This is a genomic window from Methylobacterium mesophilicum (assembly GCF_022179445.1).
In the GTDB taxonomy this organism is placed as follows: domain Bacteria; phylum Pseudomonadota; class Alphaproteobacteria; order Rhizobiales; family Beijerinckiaceae; genus Methylobacterium; species Methylobacterium mesophilicum.
On the sequence record NZ_BPQU01000022.1, the window covers coordinates 62,940 to 80,115 of the forward strand.

The following is a 17,176-nucleotide window of genomic DNA, read 5'->3' on the forward strand; positions in this document are numbered from 1 at the left end:
GCGCGCGGCCGCGAGCGTCAACGCGCGCCCATCGCGGAGCGGGACTGGTTCAGGCGAGCGGCGCCGCCATCAGCGCCAGCCCGAGGGCGGGAAGGCCGAGCGCCAGGACGGCCCTCGCGTCGAGCCGGTCGGCGCGCACGCCGCCGCGCCAGCTCCGGCTCGCGACGTTCTCGACGCAGAGCCCGGACAGGACGAGCGCGCACCCGACGATCGCCTGGATCGAAACCATGGAAACCTCATCGCGCCGGCCGCGCGACGGAACGCGGCCCAGGATCACGGCTGGGGAAGTGCGCGGGGGGGCCGCAGGTTCCTCCGAATCGCCGCCGGGGCGGTCATACCTTTGGCCCCCCTCCGGTCGCCCCGCGCCTGCCCCCGGCCTCAGCGGATCGCGGTCGCGCAGGCGGCGAACACCATCGCGGCCCCGACCACCGCGATGCAGCCGTTCGCCCACGGGGCGGCCTCCGCCCGGCGCAGCCGACAGTCGGCGGCCACCGAGGTGAGGATCCCGATCAGGAACAGGCTGCAGGGGATCAGGTCACCGGGCATAGGGATCCGTCCAGAGGAACGCGGGACGCGACGCGTCCGACGCGGCCCCTTCTCTGGGATCAACAGGCCGAAACGTGGCGGGTGCCCCGCGGCATTTGCGCGTCGCCGCTGTTCCGCGGGGCGGAGGCTCCCGGCCGCGCCGCGGAGCCTTTCGGCTGCCGCGCGCGCTCCCGGACGGTCGGGCTCAGAGCTTGGCCGCGGCCGGCGGACCCGAAAAGTCCTCGGGGCCCATGTCGAGCAGGTCGTTCGGGGTCGCGGTCTTGTCGTAGGCGGCACTGGCCGCGGCCTCGATCGCCGCCTGGTTCCGGGCGAACAGGTCGAGGGGTGCGAGGTCGGCCCCGCCGGCGAACGTCTGGCGCAGAACCGGGATCGGAACGTCGATCCCGATCACCCGCTCGCCGTTGGTCATGGCGAACCGGATCAGGTTGTCGTCGGCGGCCAGGATGTGGGCGCCGCCGTCCAGGTAGCGGGTGAGGGGCATGGGAGCGGTCCTTTCACGGTCCAGTCGCGGACCAATGAGGTAGGGCGCCGCGCTCCCGCGTGAATGGACCCGGATCGCCCGACCGGCGGGGTCCGGGCCTTCCTGGACTCGGCGCACGAAACAACATATATGTTGCATCGCGTGTGCCCCGGGAGGATGCAACGGATGCGTCGCTCCGCGTGAACAGCAGCCAGGCCAGGCGCTTCCTCGCCCGCCATGGATGCAGCTTCGAGCCCGGCAAGGGCGGCCACCTGATCGTCCGCCGCGAGGGCCGGATGTCGGTGCTTCCGCAGCATGGCGGCGCGAAGGAACTCGGCACCGGGCTCTGGAAGAAGATCCTGAAGGATCTGGATATCAAGGATTAGGAGCGATGCTCAGGTATCCCGTGACGCTGACCCCGGACGCCGACGGAACCCTGCTGGTGACCTGCCCGGACCTCCCGGAGGTCACGAGCTTCGGCGAGGGCTCGGCCGACGCGCTCGTCCACGGCGCGGATGCGGTGGCGACAGCCCTCAAGGGGCGCATCACTGCACGACAGCCGGTCCCGCCGCCCGGCCCGATCAACGGCCACGCCGTCGCCCTGTCGGCGCTCACGGCCCTCAAGCTCGAACTCTATCGGGCGATGCTGGAGACCGGCATCCGCAAGGCCGATCTCGTCGGCCGGCTGCGCGTGCACCCGCCGCAGGTCGACCGGCTTCTCGATCTCGACCACGAATCCCGCCTGAGCCAGATCGAGGCGGCGCTGACCGCCTGCGGGCGCGAGATCGTCGTGGCGACCCAGGCCGCCTGAGCCGGCGCGCCGCAAGGCCTATCGCCCTGGGGTCCAGGCGTCGGACGAACACGCGCCCCCCCGCCCGCCCTCCCGGAGCCGCGCGGCGGAGCCCGGGATGTCAGGATGATCGACCGGGCCGTTCGCGGCATCCCCGATGGGCGAAGTCGGGCGTTGTTAGCCGTCCCCGAACGTCCGAGAGGGGCGGATTTGGGAGGGTCCGCTTCCGAGCGACAGGCATTGAAGCGGACGCTCCGCCCCGTCCGCTCATGGTCCTCAGCGGCAGTCGAAGCCTGATCCCGCGAACGGGGTTACTGCCCATGCCTTGTCAGGCTTCAGGTCGTCGCGCGTCTGCTCGATCCACTCAGCCAAAGGCGTCAGCCGAAGACCATACGGCTTGGTCATCCCCTGCGCCTCCGACACATACGGGGCATGATCGCCGGGGCGATGGACGACTTGGACAACGTGCGTGATGCCACGGGGGCGAGGGTGGTTCTTCGCCCATGCACCTCCGCCCTGCTGCAAGCCGATGGTCGCATAAGGCGGCAGTCCCGCGACGGTGATATGGCCGCCCGTCAGGATGACGCCGGAGCGCCGCTCCAGGTTCTCGATCAGGCGGTCCGACCACGTGTGAACCGCCGCTTGTTCCTCGCTGCTGAAGACGGGACGTCCAGCTTCACGGTTCGCCGCAGCCATACCAGCCGACAGGAGCCGAGCGGTCCATCCCGAGCAGTCGATGACAGCGGGATCGTCGTTCAGACCGCTGGCCTTGACGCCTCCCTTGTAGCCCACCCGTCCGGTGTATCGTTCGACGAGCGCCCACATCGCTGCGCCGGCTGCGTCGATCCACGGAATGTCGTTCATACGCGTAGGACCTGCTCGGAAGCCCGACGGTAGCTTCAGGAGCGCCGCATAACCATTCCGAGGCGAAGCGGTCGAAAAACCAACGGATGGCCGCTTCCGGGAGGCCTAAAAGGTATTGGGCGTGGCCGTGTCGGCTCGCGAGCGGACCGTATCAGGCCTGTCGCAGCGGAACGCGCCGCGGCAGCGCACGCGGTTCCGGCAAGATCCTTTCTGCAGCCGCCGCCGCGTCGTGACGGCCCGGGTTCTTCGGCAAAGGAAATGCTGTAGACGGACCGGGACAGCCCAACCCAGCCCGCGCATCCGAGTCGCCAGAGCCATGTCCGCCCCCCTTCTCGCCCGCCCGGAACCGCGCCCCGGCGTTCTGGCGATCGACACCTACGTGCCCGGCAAGAGCGGGCGGCCCGGCGGCGGCAAGGTCCACAAGCTCTCGTCCAACGAGACGCCGCTGGGGCCGAGCCCGGTGGCGCTCGCGGCGCTCCACGAGGCCGCCGCCAAGCTGGAGACCTACCCGGACGGCCGAGCCACGGTGCTGCGCACGGCCATCGCCAAGCGCTACGGGCTCGATCCGGAGCGGATCGTCTGCGGCGCGGGCTCGGACGAGTTGCTGTCGCTGCTGGCCTACGCGTATGGCGGCCCCGGCACCGAGGGGATCTACTCGGAGCACGGATTCCTGGTCTACCGGATCGCGATCCTGGCGGCCGGCGGAGAGCCGGTGGTGGCGCCCGAGCGCGACTTCACCACCGACGTCGACGCGATCCTGGCCCGGGTCACCGAGCGGACCCGGATCGTCTACGTCACCAACCCGAGCAACCCGACCGGCACCTACCTGCCGTTCGACGAGATCCGCCGCCTGCACGCCGCCCTGCCGGCCAACGTGCTGCTGGTGATCGACGGCGCCTACGCGGAATACGTGCGGGCGAACGACTACTCGGCCGGGCTCGAACTCGCGCTCGAATCCGAGAACGTCGTGATGACCCGGACCTTCTCGAAGATCCACGGGCTCGCCGCCCTGCGGATCGGCTGGATGCTGGCGCCGGCCCACGTGGCCGACGCGGTCAACCGCATCCGCGGCCCGTTCAACGTCTCCGGGCCGGCCATCGCGGCGGGCGCGGCGGCGATCGCCGACGAGGCCCACATGGCGGCCGCCGCCGCCCACAACGCCGAGTGGCTGCCAAAACTCACCGCGGGCGCCCGGGCGCTCGGCCTGACGGTGACGCCGAGCGTCGCGAACTTCGTGCTGATCCACTTCCCCGACGCCCCCGGCCGCTCGGCCGCCGACGCCGACGCGTTCCTCACCGAGCGCGGGCTGATCACCCGCCGGGTCAGCGCCTACGGCCTGCCCAACGCCCTGCGGGTGACGGTGGCGGGGGCGGAGGCCAACGCGGCCTTCCTGGCGGCGCTCGGAGACTTCGTGCGGGGCGCGCATGCCTGAGACGGCAACCCCGCCCATCGGGCGCCTCACCATCGTCGGGCTCGGGCTGATCGGTTCCTCGATCGCCCGCGCCGCCCGGCGCTACGGCCTCGCCCGGACGATCGTGGCCCTGGACCGCGACGAGTCCGTGCGCGCCCGGCTCACCGAACTCGGCATCGCCGACCTGGTCACCGGCGACCCGCGTGAGGGCGCCACGGAGGCCGACCTGGTGATCCTGTGCGTGCCGGTGGGCGCCATCGGGGCGGCGGCGGCCGAGTTGGCGCCGCACCTGAAGCCCGGCGCGATCGTGTCGGATGTCGGCTCGGTCAAGGGCGCCGTGGTGGCGGCGGTCCAGCCGCACCTGCCCGAAGGAGTCGCGCTGGTGCCCGGCCACCCGATCGCCGGAACCGAGTTCTCGGGGCCGGATGCGGGCTTCGCGACCCTGTTCCAGGGCCGCTGGTGCATCCTCACGCCCCCCGAGGGCACCGACCCGGCGGCGGTGGCGCGGGTCCGGGCCCTGTGGGAGGGCATGGGCGCCGACGTCGAGACCATGAGCGCCGAGCACCACGACCACGTGCTGGCGATCACCAGCCACCTGCCGCACCTGATCGCCTACAACATCGTCGGCACCGCCGCGGACCTCGAATCCGCGACCCAGTCCGAGGTGATCAAGTTCTCGGCCAGCGGGTTTCGCGATTTCACCCGCATCGCCGCCTCCGACCCGACCATGTGGCGCGACATCTTCCTCAACAACCGCGAGGCGGTGCTGGAGATGCTCGGCCGGTTCAACGAGGACCTGTCGGCGCTGGCCAAGGCGGTGCGCTGGGGCGACGGCGACGCGCTCCACGCGATGTTCACCCGCACCCGGGCGATCCGGCGCAGCATCGTGGCCCAGGGCCAGGAAACCGCAGCCCCGGATTTCGGCCGCCCGCGGCCGCCGGAGGAATAGGGCGGCCCGGCGACGAAGGACCCCGGATCCGCAAGCCCGTACGGGGAGGGGGGCCGATCGGTCGAAGACACGAAACGATCAGGCCGCCAGATCCTCCCGGGCGATCCGGCGGCAATGTTCCAGGTAGCCGCGCTGGTGGGCGCCCATCAGGTCGGTGACCGCGGACCAGAGCCAGCCGGGGGTGTCGGCGCCCTGGCCAGGGGCGCGCACCGTCGCGCTCCAGGCCTGCCGGTCGGCGTCGCCCATCTGGCGGCCGTGGGCGCGGCCCAGGATCGCGGCGAGGTGGCCCGAGACCCGCACCGCCTCGCCGCGGGAGAATTGCTCGGCGTCGATCTTGAGATCCTGCGGCATCAGCTCGCGGACCGTGACCGGGGTTCCCCGGAACGTCGCCGCGACCATCCGGTCGCCGAGATTGGGCGAGAGGGCGCGGGCGCCGGCCACGACCCGGGCGGCGGCGTCGGCCGGCATGTCGGCCCCCGGGGCGGGCGGGGCCAGGTACGGCACCGCCTCCTTGACGTCGAGGAGCGCGAGGTGCGGGCGGGCGCCGCCCACGATCTCCACGAGGCCGGCGTAGCGCAGCCGGCCGAGCGAGCTGCAGCCCTTGATCCAGTAGGCGGCGTCGCGCAGCCGGATCTCCGCCCCGGCCTCGGCGCCGCCGAGCGCCAGGACCAGCCGGTGCACCTCCGCGTCGCGGCTCAACGCCTCGAACGCCTCCTGCTCGGCACCGTCGAGGTCGAAGAACCGGTCGCCGCGGGGCAGCCGCGCGTCCTTGCCCTTGAGCCGCTCCCGGGACAGGTGGCGCCAGCGCCGGCCGAGCGCGCGCCGGCGCGTGGTGGCGACGATGTCGGATTGGGCGATGCCCCGCTCGGCCCCCTCGGGGTCGAGGATGCCGTCCGCGTAGCCCAAAGCCATCGCGTCCATCATCCGGGCGGTGACGAGGCCCGGCAGGGTCGCGTTGAGGGCGGCGGTCACCAGAGACAGGGCCAGCCGGACCAGGTCGAAGGCCGGGTTCGACACCAGGGTCTGGTCGAGGTCGCGGATCTGGATGTCGATCCGCCCGTCGGGGCCGGCCACCGCGCCGAGATTGCCGAGATGCGCGTCGCCGCAGATCCAGACCGGCGGCCCCTCCGGCAGGGTGCCGGCCGGCATGGCGGCGATCAGGTCGTAGAAATGCGCGGTGCTGCCCCGGACGTAGGCGTGGGGCGAGGAGGCGATCTTGCACAGGCGGCGCTTCTCCAGCACGCTCGCCTCACGCCCCGACCGGGCCGGCACCTGCATATCCATCCGTCGTCCGTTCCCCTGCCGCGCCCTGTCCGAGAGGTGCGCGAAACGATGTCGGGTGCGCGGTTAGAATGTCATCCTTAGGCGCGGGTGAGCGTTTTGACGCAGCGCGAAGGTGCGCGCCATCTTCGTACGTATCGGGCACCGCGCCCTCTTTCGCCCGCAACGGCTACGGCATCCACACAGCTCTGGATGTAGCTCGGGTCCCCTCTCCCGTGCGGGAGAGGGACAGGGTGAGGGATGCGACCTCTCCGGAAAGTCCTGGTCCCTCACCCCAACCCTCTCCCGCACGGGAGAGGGGGCGCGTCGCGGTTTGCCTAACGCGGCCGAGTGGCATCGTAGCCCAAAGAGGGATGAGGAAGCGCGCGGGTCCGCCCGCCCCTCAGGCCGCCTGCTGCTCGACCCGGTTCCGCCCCGCGGCCTTGGCCCGGTACAGGGCGATGTCGGCGCGCTTGAGCATGTCGCCGGGGCCGGTGTCGTCCGGGTGCCGGACCGCGACCCCGATCGAGACCGTCACCGGGATCGTCCGGGTGGCGCGGTGGACCGAGAACGGCATCGCCTCGACCTTCTCGCGGATGCGCTCGGCGATGGCCCGGGCCTCGGCCAGGCCCGCCTCCGGCAGGACCACGACGATCTCCTCGCCGCCGTAGCGGGCGACGGTGTCCACCGGCCGGGTGTGCTGGCGGACGCGCTCGGCGAAGGTGCGCAGCACCTCGTCGCCGGCCTCGTGGCCGTAGCTGTCGTTGATCGCCTTGAACCGGTCGATGTCGAGGATCAGCGCCGCCAGACCCGGGCGCCGGGTGGTCTCGTCGGAGAACAGCGCGCCGAGGTGGTTGTCGAGGTAGCGCCGGTTGTGCAGGCCGGTGAGCGCGTCGGTGATGGCCAGCTGCAGGGAGGCCTGCATGGCGCCCCGGAGGGCGTCCGTGAAGCGCTTGCGCTTCACCTGGGTGCGGACCCGGGCCATCAGCTCGTTGCGGTCCACCGGCCGCATCAGGAAGTCGTGGACGCCGAAATCGAGGCCGCGCACCACTCGGGCGCGGTCGTGCTCCTCGGCCAGCATGATCAGGGGCATCGCCCGGGTGCTGTCGAGCGAGCGGAGCTGGCTGCACAGGCGCAGGCCGTCCGACCCGTCGAGGTCGAGGCTGACCAGGGCGAGGTCGAACACGCCCTCGGCGGCGAGCCGCATCGCCGCCTGCGGATCGGGCTCGATCGTGACCGCGTGGTGCTGGCGCAGGGCCCCGGCCATGCGTTCGGCCGAGCCGGGCCGGTCCTCGACCAGCAGGATCCGGGCGTCGAGGCCGGTCTCCGCGGTGGCGAGCGCCAGGGGATCGCCGATGCCGAACGCGCGGGACGCCAGCGCCCGCTGGCGCAATTCATCGGTGACCGCCTTGAGGCGCACGAGGCTGCGCACCCGGCTGAACAGGGCGGTGTCGTCCACCGGCTTGGTCAGGAAGTCGTCGGCCCCGGCATCGAGCCCGCGCAGGCGGTCCGAGGGCTGGTCGAGGGCCGTCACCATCACCACCGGGATGTGGGCGGTGACCGGGTTGTTCTTGAGGTAGCGGCAGACCTCGAACCCGTCCATGCCGGGCATCATCACGTCGAGCAGGACGATGTCGCAGAGGCCCTTCTCGCAGATCGCGATCGCGTCCGGCCCGTTCATGGCGGCGATCGTGTCGAAATACTCCAGCCCGAGCTTCGTCTCGAGAAGCTTCACGTTCGGGAACAGGTCGTCGACGATCAGGACGCGGGCCGACATGGTTCCTCGCTGACGCGCGGTTGCGCGGTTCCGCCCGGGGCGGTCGGCCGTTCGCCGTTACCGGTGCGCCGCTCCGGCGTCACCGGGGCTCAAGATACGCGCGAACCGTTGCCAAAAACTTCGCGACGGAGATCGGCTTCGACAGATAGGCCTCGCAGCCGCCCTCGCGGATCCGCTCCTCGTCGCCCTTCATGGCGAAGGCCGTGATCGCGATGACCGGAATGCTCTTGAGGTCGTCGTCCTCCTTGAGCCATTTGGTCACCTCGAGGCCGGAGACCTCGGGGAGCTGGATGTCCATGAGGATCAGGTCGGGGTGGTGCGCGCGGGCCAGCTCGATCGCCTCGATGCCGTGGGCGGTCTTCAGGGTCGCGTAGCCGTTCGCCTCCAAGAGGTCGTTGAACAGCTTCATGTTCAGTTCGTTGTCCTCGACGATCAGCACCGTCTTTTTCATGATCCGATGTCCCGGTGCGCGCCGATCATGATTAGCGGGCGGTGAAGCCCCTTGATGACCTTTGTAGCGATCACATGTTGATGAATGGCAAACCTCTTCAAGGGGCCGAATCTGCGGAACGGCTCGCCCTCGACGTTCTGCTGTGGATCGTCGCGGAGGACGACCGGCTCCTGCCGTTCCTCGCCGCGAGCGGCCTGAGCGCCGACACCCTGCGGGAGAGCGCCCAGGAACCGGCCTTCCTGGCCGGCGTGCTCGACCACGTGATGGGCGACGAGGGCGTGCTGGTGGCCTGTGCCGGCGCACTGGAGATCAAGCCGGAGCGGATCGCCGCAGCCTGGCGCACGCTGTCGCCGCAGCCGGAGGATGATTGGGCGTAAGGGGACGGCTTGACGCGTCGGGGGTCGAGCAGCGGACGGGCTTTTGGCGGGGAAGCGGCCAGGTTGTCAGGCGCGGGAGGCGCGGCTTCCCTCCCCCCTCTGCGGGGGAGGGTGGCCCCCGAAGGGGGTCGGGAGAGGGGAGCGCCGGTGCAGGAAAGAGCGCTGACCCGCACATCGGCTCTGCCTCATTCGGACGCCGGGTTCCCCTCTCCCGACCCGGCCTGACGGCCGGCCCACCCTCCCCCGCAGAGGGGGGAGGGAGATGCGCGCACGGCCTTCCGCCTCATCCTCGATCCAGAATGACCCTCGGCCCCAGCCTCACGGCGTGCAGCCCTTCTCGCCCTCCTTGGCTGCCGCCCGGCCGGCCTGATCGTCGATGTCGAGGGTGGTCATGTCGCCCAGGATGGCGAACTCGCCGTAATCGAGCTTGAGCGCGCCGCTGACCCCGTTCTCGTAGAGGTCGAAGCCGAGGGTGTAGATCGGCGTCCGCTCCCCCGCCCCCGGGGTGTAGTAGCTCAGCCGCACCGGCCAGTGCGGCATGCCGGAGAGCGGCCCCGTCCGCAGAGGCTTGTCGCGGGCGGCGTCGGCGGCCGGGCCGGCCCCGGCATGGCCGATCACCGCGAAGGTGTCGTAGATCTTCTTGCCGTCGTCGGAGCCGTCGAACACCTTGGCCGAGAGGGTCGCCTGGCCGCCCCGCGCCGCCGCGATCAGGTGGCGCATGTGCTCGCTCGGGAACAGCACCGGCCCCTCCACGGCGAAGGACTTGGCGCCCTTCAGCTTCACGGTCACGCCGTCGCCCTGCTCCGAGGCGGTGCCGTCCACCGGGGCGGCGGGCTGGTTGTTGGTCAGGGTCGTGGTCTTGAACCGGAACTCCCGGCCCTTGCCACCCTCGAAGGTGGTGCTGCGCATGTCCGACAGGCGCGGCCCGCTCTCGCCGGAGGAGAGCTCCGTCACCTGCCGGGTCAGCATGGTGTAGCCGCGGCAGGCATCGCCCCGGAAGTCGATGACGATGCGGCCCCGGGCGCTCTCCACCGAGCGGGTGCCCCCGCCCTCGGCCAGCGACAGGTCGTAGACCGCCCGGTGGTTGGCGAGCACGATCTCCCCCGCGGGCGCGGGGGCCTCGGCCTTGGCCTCGGGCGGAGGCGGCGGCTCGGAGACGGCCGGCGCGGCCTGCGCCCCCCAGGCGGAGACGAGAAGGCCGGCCGTCAGGAGGTGCGAGAGGCGCATGGATGATCCCGGTTCAAGGTCCGCCAGATAGCAGGCGACGCGAAAGGGGCAATCGTCGGGCATCGGGGCGGTCCCCGATACGGGGCTCCCAAAGCGCAGATCACGCGCCCCCCTTTCCCGGACAGGTGAAGCGAAGCGGAACCTGATCCGGGACCCAGCACACGAAGCGCCGCGCCAGCGGCACAGGTCGATCGGACGGACGCTGCGCGCCGTCATGTGCTGGGTCCCGGGTCGCATTCCGCTGGCGCTGCATGCGCCCGGGAAAGGGCCCTGCAGACCGGCTCGACGCCCTGTCCCGGCTCTCGGCCCAACACCGTGAAAGAGCTGGGGCTGAGCGGAGTATCGGGGTAAAGCCCCGATGGACCAGGGCGCCGCCCTGGACCCGCGAAAGGTCCCGGACCTTTCGAAACCTTGACGTTCACCGGTAGCCTTGGGCCTGCAGGGTGAACAGCTCGGCGTAGCGGCCGCCCCGCGCCATCAGGGCGGCGTGGCTGCCCTCCTCGAGCAGCCGGCCGCCCTCCAGGACCAGGATCCGGTCGGCCATCCGCACCGTCGAGAACCGGTGCGAGATCAGCACCGCGGTGCGGCCCGCCGACAATTCGCGGAACCGGGCGAACACGTCGTGCTCGGCCCGGGCGTCGAGCGCCGCGGTCGGCTCGTCGAGGATCAGGATCTCGGCCTCGCGCATGTAGGCCCGGGACAGCGCGACCTTCTGCCACTCGCCCCCCGACAGGTCGAGGCCGCCGGCGAAGCGCTTGCCGAGCGGCTGCGCGTAGCCCTGCGGCAGGCGCGCGATCACCGGGGCGGCGAGCCCCCGGACGGCGGCCGCCGCGATGCGGTCCTGGTCGCCGGCGGCCTCGATCCGGCCGACCGCGACGTTCTCGCCCGCCGTGAGATCGAACCGGACGAAGTCCTGGAAGATCGCCGCGACCCGCGCCCGCAGGGCGTCGAGGTCGTAGGCGCCGAGCGGCAGTCCGTCGAGCAGCACGCGGCCCTCGTGCGGGTCGTACAGCCGGGTCATCAGCTTGACGATCGTGGTCTTGCCGGCGCCGTTGCCGCCGACCAGCGCCACGGTCTCCCCGGCCCGCACCGCGAAGGACAGGCCGCGCAGGGCCCAGGTGTCGGTGCCGGGATAGCGGTAGCCGACATCCTCGAACACCAGCCCGTCGCGGATCGGGCTCGGCACCGGCGCGGGCCGTGCGGGCGAGCGGATCTCCGGCCGGATCGCGAAGAACGAGAAGAAGTCGTCGAGATACTGCGCCTGGCCGCTGATCTGGGTGAGGCCGAGCAGCAGCCCCTCGATGCCGCCGCGCAGGCGCTGGAAGGCCCCGGCCAGGAAGGCGAGGTCGCCGATCGAAAACGCCCCCGCCACGGTCCGCCAGACGATCACCGCGTAGGCGGCGTAGTAGGCCAGCGTCCCGAGGCTCGCGAAGGCGAAGCCCCAGCGCGCCCGGGCGGTGGCCAGCGCCCGGTTCTCGGCGAGCAGGTCTTTCGCGAGGCCGGCGTACAGCGCCGTGATGTAACCCGAGAGGCCGAACAGCTTCACCTCCTTGGCGGTCTCGACGCTGGCGCCGAGGTAGCGCAGGTAGTCGATCCGCCGCCGCTCCGGGCTGCGGATCCAGGCCAGCCGATAGCCGGCCTTCGTGAAGTGCCACTCGTTGAGCAAAGCCGGCACGAGGGCGGCGGCGATCAGCACCACCAGCCAGGGCGTGAAGGCCGCCACCCCGGCGGTGAGCGAGGCGAGCGTCACCAGCGCCTGGAACTGGCCGAACACCGTGCCGATCAAGCCGGTGCGGCCGCTGACCTGGCGGCGCGCCCGCTCCAGCCGGTCCTGCTGGGCGCTGTCCTCGAACTGCGCGAGATCGAGCGAGGCGGCATGCGCCATCAGCCGCACCGAGGCGGCGTTGGCGTAGAGGTCGCCGATCAGCGTCTCGGTCAGGCTCGCGAGCCGGCCGGTGAGGTCGGACAGCAGGGCGAGGCCGAGTTCGGCGGCGACCAGGATGGCGAGGCGCGCCCGGGCCGGATCGGCCAGCCAGTCCGCGAGGCCGGCCTCCGCGGCCGGGCGGGCATGCTCGGCCACGATCCCGTCGAGGATCAGCTTGGCGAGGTAGAGCGACAGGATCGGCAGGAACGCCGCCACCAGGCGCAGGGCGAGGCTCGCCGCCAGCAGGCGCGGGCTCGCCGCCGCGATCTCGCGGAACAGGGCCGGCAGGTAGCGCAGCGCCCCCAGGCGCTCGCCGAGGCGCGCGATCGGGTCGGTCATCGCCGGCCGGTCCGGGCCTGCGCCGGGGCGGATCGCCTGTTGACGGCGGGGGCCGTTCGGCCCGGGATCCGGGCGTTCGATTGGCCGGCAGGTCGCAAGAGCATTATCTGGAGCCTGAAATTCAATGTCATCGTCGAGTGACGCGTGTTGAGCGGCCCCGCAATCCTGCGCATTTCCATCCTGCTGATCCTGGCCGGCATCCTGGCGGCGTTGGTGCAGTCCATGCTGCCGACCCCGGCGCCGTCTCCGGCCCCCGTGGCCGAGGCGCCCGCCGCCAGCGTCCCGGCCGAGCCGCCGCCACCGGACCCGGCGCCCCGGCCCGTCGCGCCCGCGCCGGCACCGGCACCGGTCCCTTCACCGACCCCGTCGCCGCCGCCGGCGCAGCAGCAGCAGCAGATGCCGTCCGACGCCCTCGCGTTCCCGGCCGAGCCCGTCCCGGCCCAGCCCGGCCTCGATCAGGGCGCGGCCGAGATCGACCGGGCCGAGGACGATGCCGGCCCCCGGGCCCTCGCGATCCTCGACCTGAACACCGCCTCGGTGGCCGACCTCAACAAGCTCCGGGGCGGCGGCGCGATCGGCCGGGCGATCACCGCCAAGCGCCCCTACGCGTCCGTGGACCAGCTCCTGTCGAAGCGCGTCCTCAGCCGGGCGGTCTACGAGAAGATCAAGGATCAGGTGACGGTGCGGTGATCGCCTCGGGGCCAGCCACCGGCGAACACCCTGGCGGCACCCGCCGCGATGTGCAAATAAATACACATTGCGGCGGAACCTCCCATGCCCAGGGTCGAGACGGATCGCAGGACCATCGTGGATCGGTTGATCGCCGCGGGCTGGGTCCGCGAAGGCGGAACCAAGCATGAGAAATTCTCTCACCCGAGCCGGCCAGGCATCAAGATCATGGTGCCGCGACACAGGGTACTGACGCCGGGCGTCGCCCGCAGCATCGCCAGCGCCGCAGGCTAGATCTGAGGAGGACGCGCATGTCCCGCTACACCGTGCTGATCGATGGCGAGGCCGGCGCCTACGGGGTCGCGTTTCCCGATTGCCCCGGTTGCACCGCCATGGGCGCGACCATCGATGAGGCGATGGTCAACGCGACGGCGGCCCTCAACGAGTGGATGAGCGATCGGATCGCCGCCGGTTTGGCGCCGCCGGCGCCCCGGGCGCCGGAGGTTCTGAGGGCCGACCCGACCCTGACCGAGGCCCTGACCGAGGCCACGCTCGGCGTGGTTCCGCTGCTGCTCGATTCCGGCCGGCCCGTGCGCGTCAACGTCTCGCTGGATGCCGCGGTGCTGGCACAGATCGATACCGCCGCCCGGGCGCGGGGCCTCACCCGCTCGGCCTTCCTGGTCTCCGCTGCGCGGGACAAGATCCGGGCCGAGGGCTGAACCGATCCACGTTCGGCGCACCAGTCCCGACAGATCGTGCCGAGGACCGCGGATCCTCGAATGGGTGGAGCGTGCGCGAACCGATCGTGCCGGCGACACCCTGCTCACCCGAGACCCGCCCTCCTTGCGGCACGTACGTATAAGGCCTAGGGATATTATGGATATCTGGAAAGCATATACATGCCGCTCTACGTCAAGGATCCGCAGGTCGATGACCTTGTCGTCCATCTCATGACGCTGTTGCGCACGACCAAGGTCGACGCGGTGCGCCGAGCGCTTCAGAACGAGATCGCCCGTCAGACTGGCAAGGTCGATCTGGTCGAGCAAACGGTCGACTTCGTCCGAACGCTTCACGAGCGGGCCGGGCCACACCCGAAGCCTGCCGACAAGGCATTCATCGATAGCCTCTACGAGCGCGATTGAGGCGGATCTGCGATGTTCGTGGATGCTTCGGCCCTCACGGCGATCCTGACCGACGAGGCCGACGCGCGCGCGCTGGTCGCCCGGCTGCAGCGGGCGCGCCGCCGCATGACGTCGCCCCTGGCCGTCTGGGAGACCGTCGTGGCCGTGGCGCGCCGCCTCGACCTCCCGATCCCGGAGGCGCGCGATGCGGTGCGCGCCTATCTCGACCTTGCCGGCATCGAGGTCCTCGCCGTAGCCCTGGAGGCTGCCGAAGTTGCCCTCGACGCCTACGACCGCTTCGGCAAGGGCCGGCATCCCGCTGGTCTCAATTTCGGCGACTGCTTCGCCTACGCCTGTGCCCGAACGCACCGGGTTCCGCTGCTCTACAAGGGCAACGATTTCCCGCTCACCGACATCGAGGCCGGGTGAGGCGCGGCCGCGGGACGGGATCCGGGCCGCTCCGCGCTCAGAGCTTCGTCCCAAAGATCTCCGCGACCTGCGGGATGTCCTTGTCGCCCCGGCCGGACATGTTGAGCACCATCAGGTGCTCGGCCGGGCGCTGGGGGGCGATGTCCAGCACCCGGGCCAGGGCGTGGGCCGGCTCCAGGGCCGGGATGATCCCCTCCAGCATCGAGCAGAGCTTGAACGCCTCCAGGGTCTCGGAATCGGTGGCCGAGAGGTACTGGACGCGGCCCATCTCGTGCAGCCAGGCGTGCTCGGGGCCGATGCCCGGATAGTCGAGGCCCGCCGAGATCGAGTGCGCGTCGGAGATCTGCCCGTCCGCGTCCATCAGCAGGTAGGTGCGGTTGCCGTGCAGCACCCCGGGCTTGCCGCCGGTGAGCGAGGCGGCGTGCAGCCCGGACTGGACCCCGTGCCCGGCGGCCTCGACCCCGAAAATCTCGACCTCGCGGTCGTCGAGGAACGGGTGGAACAGCCCCATGGCGTTGGAGCCGCCGCCGATGCAGGCGATCAGCGAATCCGGCAGGCGGCCCTCCTGCGCGAGCATCTGCTCCCGGGTCTCGCGGCCGATCACCGACTGGAAGTCGCGGACCATGGCGGGGTACGGGTGCGGGCCGGCCACGGTGCCGATGCAGTAGAACGTGTCGGCGACGTTGGTGACCCAGTCGCGCAGGGCCTCGTTCATCGCGTCCTTGAGGGTCTTGGTGCCGGATTCCACCGGGATCACCTCGGCCCCGAGCATCTTCATCCGGAAGACGTTGGGCGCCTGCCGGGCGACGTCGACCGCGCCCATGTAGACCACGCATTTCAGCCCGAACCGGGCGCAGAGGGTCGCGGTGGCGACGCCGTGCTGGCCGGCGCCGGTCTCGGCGATGATCCGCGGCTTGCCCATGCGGCGGGCGAGCAGGATCTGGCCGAGCACGTTGTTCACCTTGTGGGAGCCGGTATGGTTCAGCTCCTCGCGCTTGAAGTAGACCTTGGCGCCGTGCCCGGCCGGCGCCGTGGCGCGCATGTGCTCGGTCAGGCGCTCGGCGTAGTAGAGCGGGCTCGGCCGGCCGATATAGTGGGTGCCGTAGCTCGCCATGTCGGCCGCGAAGGCGGGATCGACCTTCGCCGCCTCGTAGGCCGCCTCCAATTCGAGGATCAGCGGCATCAGCGTCTCGGCGACGAACCGGCCGCCGAAGATGCCGAAGCGGCCGCGCTCGTCGGGGCCGGTGCGGAAGGAGTTCGGTTCGGGGGCGATGGTCACGGGGCGGGTCCTTCGACGGGGCGGTTCTTCCGGACGCGGAGAGCGATCTGTTGCCGGGTGCCTAGACCCATGCGGGCGCCGCCGCAATGCGGCCTGCCGCCCACACGCCCGCCTCACAGGATGGCGTCGATGCCCTTCCGGTCAGCCAGGGCGAGCAGCTTCAGCGACGGCCCGCCGGGCTTCTTCTCGCCCCGCTCCCATTTGCTCACCAGCGCGGTGGTCACGTTGAGCGCCCTGGCGAAGATCGCCTGGCTCATTTGCGCGGTCTCGCGGATGGCCCGGATCGCCTCCGGCGCGAGGTCCTCGACCGGCGTCAGGCACGACACGTCGAACCGGCGCATCGTGGCCTTGTCGATGGCCCCGGCGGCATGGAGGTCCCGGGCCACCAGGTGGGCCGACCGGAGCGCGTCACTGCGGTAGGTCGTCTTCGGTTCGGTCGTCTTCGGTTCGGTCATCGTCGATTCGTCTCCAGCCGTGCGCGGCGGCGGATCGCGGTCAGCGTAACCCGTTCGATCCGGGCAGCGAAAGGTCTGGCACAGCAAGCCGCGCATCTTGCCGGAGGACAGCATGGCTCTTCGCAGTACGCTTCGCCCGCTCCTCGGGGCGGCCCTCGGGCTCGGGCTGGCCGGGGCGCTGCTCCTGCCCCGGCTTCCGGCCTTCGCCGAGGAGGCGCCGCGCCGCCTGCCGGAGGCCGCGACCCGCTCGACCGAAACGCCCGGCGCCCAGGTGGCGGTGTTCGCGGGCGGCTGCTTCTGGGGCGTGCAGGGGGTGTTCCAGCACGTGCGCGGGGTGCGCGGGGCGGTCTCGGGCTATGCCGGCGGCGCGGCCGCCGACGCCGACTACAAGGCCGTCAGCCGCGGCGGCACCGACCACGCCGAGGCGGTGGCGGTGACCTACGACCCGGCCGTGATCCGCTACGACGAGCTCCTGCGGATCTTCTTCTCGGTGGCGCTCGACCCGACGCAGGTGGACCGGCAGGGGCCCGATGCCGGGCGGCAGTACCGCTCGGCGCTGTTCCCGCAGGATGCCGAGCAGGCGCGGGTGGCGCGGGCCTACATCGCCCAGCTCGGCGCGGCGAACGCCTACGCCAAGCCCATCGCCACCCGGATCGAGCCCGGCGCGGCCTTCTACCCGGCGGAAGCCTACCACCAGGACTTCATGGCCCTGCACCCCGGCCACCCCTACATCGCAGCCAACGACGCGCCGAAGCTCGACGCGCTGAAGCAGCTGTTCCCGGAGCGGACGGCGCCGCAGCCGGCGCTGGTGAACCAGCCGCCGGCGTGAGGCCGACGCCCGTGCGGGC

The 17,176-nt window shown here is 71.5% G+C and carries 22 protein-coding genes; 11 read left to right on the top strand and 11 right to left on the bottom strand.

Features of this window, described 5'->3' with window-relative positions; all coding sequences use genetic code 11:
- Positions 1-49: 49 nt before the first annotated feature.
- The 3 genes from MFF40_RS19875 to MFF40_RS19885 all read right to left on the bottom strand — a co-directional run bounded on the left by MFF40_RS19875 (position 50) and on the right by MFF40_RS19885 (position 1,027).
- The gene (locus tag MFF40_RS19875) at positions 50-229 is read right to left on the bottom strand and encodes a hypothetical protein (RefSeq protein WP_147899511.1); all 180 of its coding nucleotides are present in this window, start codon (positions 227-229) and stop codon (positions 50-52) included.
- 149 nt (positions 230-378) lie between these two features.
- Positions 379-546 carry a hypothetical protein gene (locus MFF40_RS19880; protein ID WP_187278257.1) on the bottom strand — a complete coding sequence of 56 codons (168 nt, stop codon included), beginning with the start codon at positions 544-546 and terminating at the stop codon, positions 379-381.
- A 184-nt stretch (positions 547-730) separates the two neighbouring features.
- Positions 731-1,027, bottom strand: a complete 297-nt coding sequence (locus tag MFF40_RS19885; RefSeq protein ID WP_147899510.1) for a hypothetical protein — start codon at positions 1,025-1,027, stop codon at positions 731-733.
- A gap of 179 nt (positions 1,028-1,206) precedes the next feature.
- On the opposite strand from MFF40_RS19885, the gene MFF40_RS19890 reads away from it, so the two are divergent.
- Together MFF40_RS19890 and MFF40_RS19895 are read left to right on the top strand one after the other, a co-directional pair.
- Positions 1,207-1,392: a type II toxin-antitoxin system HicA family toxin gene (locus MFF40_RS19890; RefSeq protein WP_147857627.1), complete on the top strand. Its 186-nt coding sequence runs from the start codon at positions 1,207-1,209 to the stop codon at positions 1,390-1,392.
- 5 nt (positions 1,393-1,397) lie between these two features.
- A complete protein-coding gene (locus tag MFF40_RS19895; protein ID WP_147899509.1) occupies positions 1,398-1,817 on the top strand; it encodes a type II toxin-antitoxin system HicB family antitoxin in 420 nt (139 codons plus the stop codon).
- 255 nt (positions 1,818-2,072) lie between these two features.
- Here MFF40_RS19895 and MFF40_RS19900 read toward each other — a convergent pair whose 3' ends face one another.
- Positions 2,073-2,660, bottom strand: coding sequence for a hypothetical protein (locus MFF40_RS19900; RefSeq protein WP_147899362.1), 588 nt, complete (start codon positions 2,658-2,660; stop codon positions 2,073-2,075).
- A gap of 316 nt (positions 2,661-2,976) precedes the next feature.
- Between MFF40_RS19900 and MFF40_RS19905 the strand changes: the two genes are divergently transcribed.
- Together MFF40_RS19905 and MFF40_RS19910 are read left to right on the top strand one after the other, a co-directional pair.
- Positions 2,977-4,092, top strand: coding sequence for a pyridoxal phosphate-dependent aminotransferase (locus tag MFF40_RS19905; protein WP_147899363.1), 1,116 nt, complete (start codon positions 2,977-2,979; stop codon positions 4,090-4,092).
- A complete protein-coding gene (locus MFF40_RS19910) occupies positions 4,085-5,020 on the top strand; it encodes a prephenate/arogenate dehydrogenase family protein (protein WP_147857679.1) in 936 nt (311 codons plus the stop codon). The genes MFF40_RS19905 and MFF40_RS19910 overlap by 8 nt, the downstream gene beginning before the upstream one ends.
- A 78-nt stretch (positions 5,021-5,098) precedes the next feature.
- Here the strand turns inward: MFF40_RS19910 and MFF40_RS19915 are convergent, their stop codons facing one another.
- From MFF40_RS19915 to MFF40_RS19925, 3 genes are all read right to left on the bottom strand, one after another.
- Positions 5,099-6,304: a DUF2252 family protein gene (locus MFF40_RS19915; RefSeq protein ID WP_238261922.1), complete on the bottom strand. Its 1,206-nt coding sequence runs from the start codon at positions 6,302-6,304 to the stop codon at positions 5,099-5,101.
- A gap of 379 nt (positions 6,305-6,683) precedes the next feature.
- Positions 6,684-8,057, bottom strand: a complete 1,374-nt coding sequence (locus tag MFF40_RS19920; RefSeq protein WP_147856772.1) for a PleD family two-component system response regulator — start codon at positions 8,055-8,057, stop codon at positions 6,684-6,686.
- A 79-nt stretch (positions 8,058-8,136) separates the two neighbouring features.
- Positions 8,137-8,508 (bottom strand): response regulator, encoded by a 372-nt coding sequence (locus tag MFF40_RS19925; protein ID WP_007560977.1) that lies wholly within the window; start codon positions 8,506-8,508, stop codon positions 8,137-8,139.
- Positions 8,509-8,588: 80 nt separating this feature from the next.
- Between MFF40_RS19925 and MFF40_RS19930 the strand changes: the two genes are divergently transcribed.
- Positions 8,589-8,885: a DUF3572 domain-containing protein gene (locus tag MFF40_RS19930; RefSeq protein WP_147856771.1), complete on the top strand. Its 297-nt coding sequence runs from the start codon at positions 8,589-8,591 to the stop codon at positions 8,883-8,885.
- A 318-nt stretch (positions 8,886-9,203) separates the two neighbouring features.
- Here the strand turns inward: MFF40_RS19930 and MFF40_RS19935 are convergent, their stop codons facing one another.
- Entirely contained in the window at positions 9,204-10,112 is a 909-nt protein-coding gene (locus tag MFF40_RS19935; protein ID WP_147899403.1) for a cell envelope integrity EipB family protein, read from the bottom strand.
- A gap of 418 nt (positions 10,113-10,530) precedes the next feature.
- Complete coding sequence (locus MFF40_RS19940; protein WP_147899402.1) at positions 10,531-12,375, bottom strand: ABC transporter ATP-binding protein; 1,845 nt, start codon at positions 12,373-12,375, stop codon at positions 10,531-10,533.
- A gap of 144 nt (positions 12,376-12,519) precedes the next feature.
- Between MFF40_RS19940 and MFF40_RS19945 the strand changes: the two genes are divergently transcribed.
- The 5 genes from MFF40_RS19945 to MFF40_RS19965 all read left to right on the top strand — a co-directional run bounded on the left by MFF40_RS19945 (position 12,520) and on the right by MFF40_RS19965 (position 14,594).
- Positions 12,520-13,065: a helix-hairpin-helix domain-containing protein gene (locus MFF40_RS19945; RefSeq protein WP_147899401.1), complete on the top strand. Its 546-nt coding sequence runs from the start codon at positions 12,520-12,522 to the stop codon at positions 13,063-13,065.
- Positions 13,066-13,149: 84 nt separating this feature from the next.
- Positions 13,150-13,338, top strand: coding sequence for a type II toxin-antitoxin system HicA family toxin (locus MFF40_RS19950; RefSeq protein ID WP_147899400.1), 189 nt, complete (start codon positions 13,150-13,152; stop codon positions 13,336-13,338).
- 17 nt (positions 13,339-13,355) lie between these two features.
- Entirely contained in the window at positions 13,356-13,763 is a 408-nt protein-coding gene (locus tag MFF40_RS19955; RefSeq protein ID WP_147899399.1) for a type II toxin-antitoxin system HicB family antitoxin, read from the top strand.
- A 180-nt stretch (positions 13,764-13,943) separates the two neighbouring features.
- Complete coding sequence (locus MFF40_RS19960; protein WP_092043145.1) at positions 13,944-14,186, top strand: type II toxin-antitoxin system VapB family antitoxin; 243 nt, start codon at positions 13,944-13,946, stop codon at positions 14,184-14,186.
- Between the two features lie 12 nt (positions 14,187-14,198).
- Positions 14,199-14,594, top strand: coding sequence for a type II toxin-antitoxin system VapC family toxin (locus MFF40_RS19965; protein ID WP_147899398.1), 396 nt, complete (start codon positions 14,199-14,201; stop codon positions 14,592-14,594).
- Positions 14,595-14,631: 37 nt separating this feature from the next.
- On the opposite strand, the gene trpB is transcribed toward MFF40_RS19965, so the two are convergent.
- Positions 14,632-15,873, bottom strand: coding sequence for a tryptophan synthase subunit beta (gene trpB, locus MFF40_RS19970; RefSeq protein ID WP_147856761.1), 1,242 nt, complete (start codon positions 15,871-15,873; stop codon positions 14,632-14,634).
- 113 nt (positions 15,874-15,986) lie between these two features.
- On the bottom strand, positions 15,987-16,328 hold the full coding sequence (locus MFF40_RS19975) for a helix-turn-helix domain-containing protein (RefSeq protein WP_147899429.1): 342 nt from the start codon (positions 16,326-16,328) through the stop codon (positions 15,987-15,989).
- 112 nt (positions 16,329-16,440) lie between these two features.
- Here MFF40_RS19975 and msrA point away from each other — a divergent pair, with 112 nt between their 5' ends.
- A complete protein-coding gene (msrA, locus tag MFF40_RS19980; RefSeq protein ID WP_238261924.1) occupies positions 16,441-17,157 on the top strand; it encodes a peptide-methionine (S)-S-oxide reductase MsrA in 717 nt (238 codons plus the stop codon).
- Positions 17,158-17,176 lie beyond the last annotated feature (19 nt).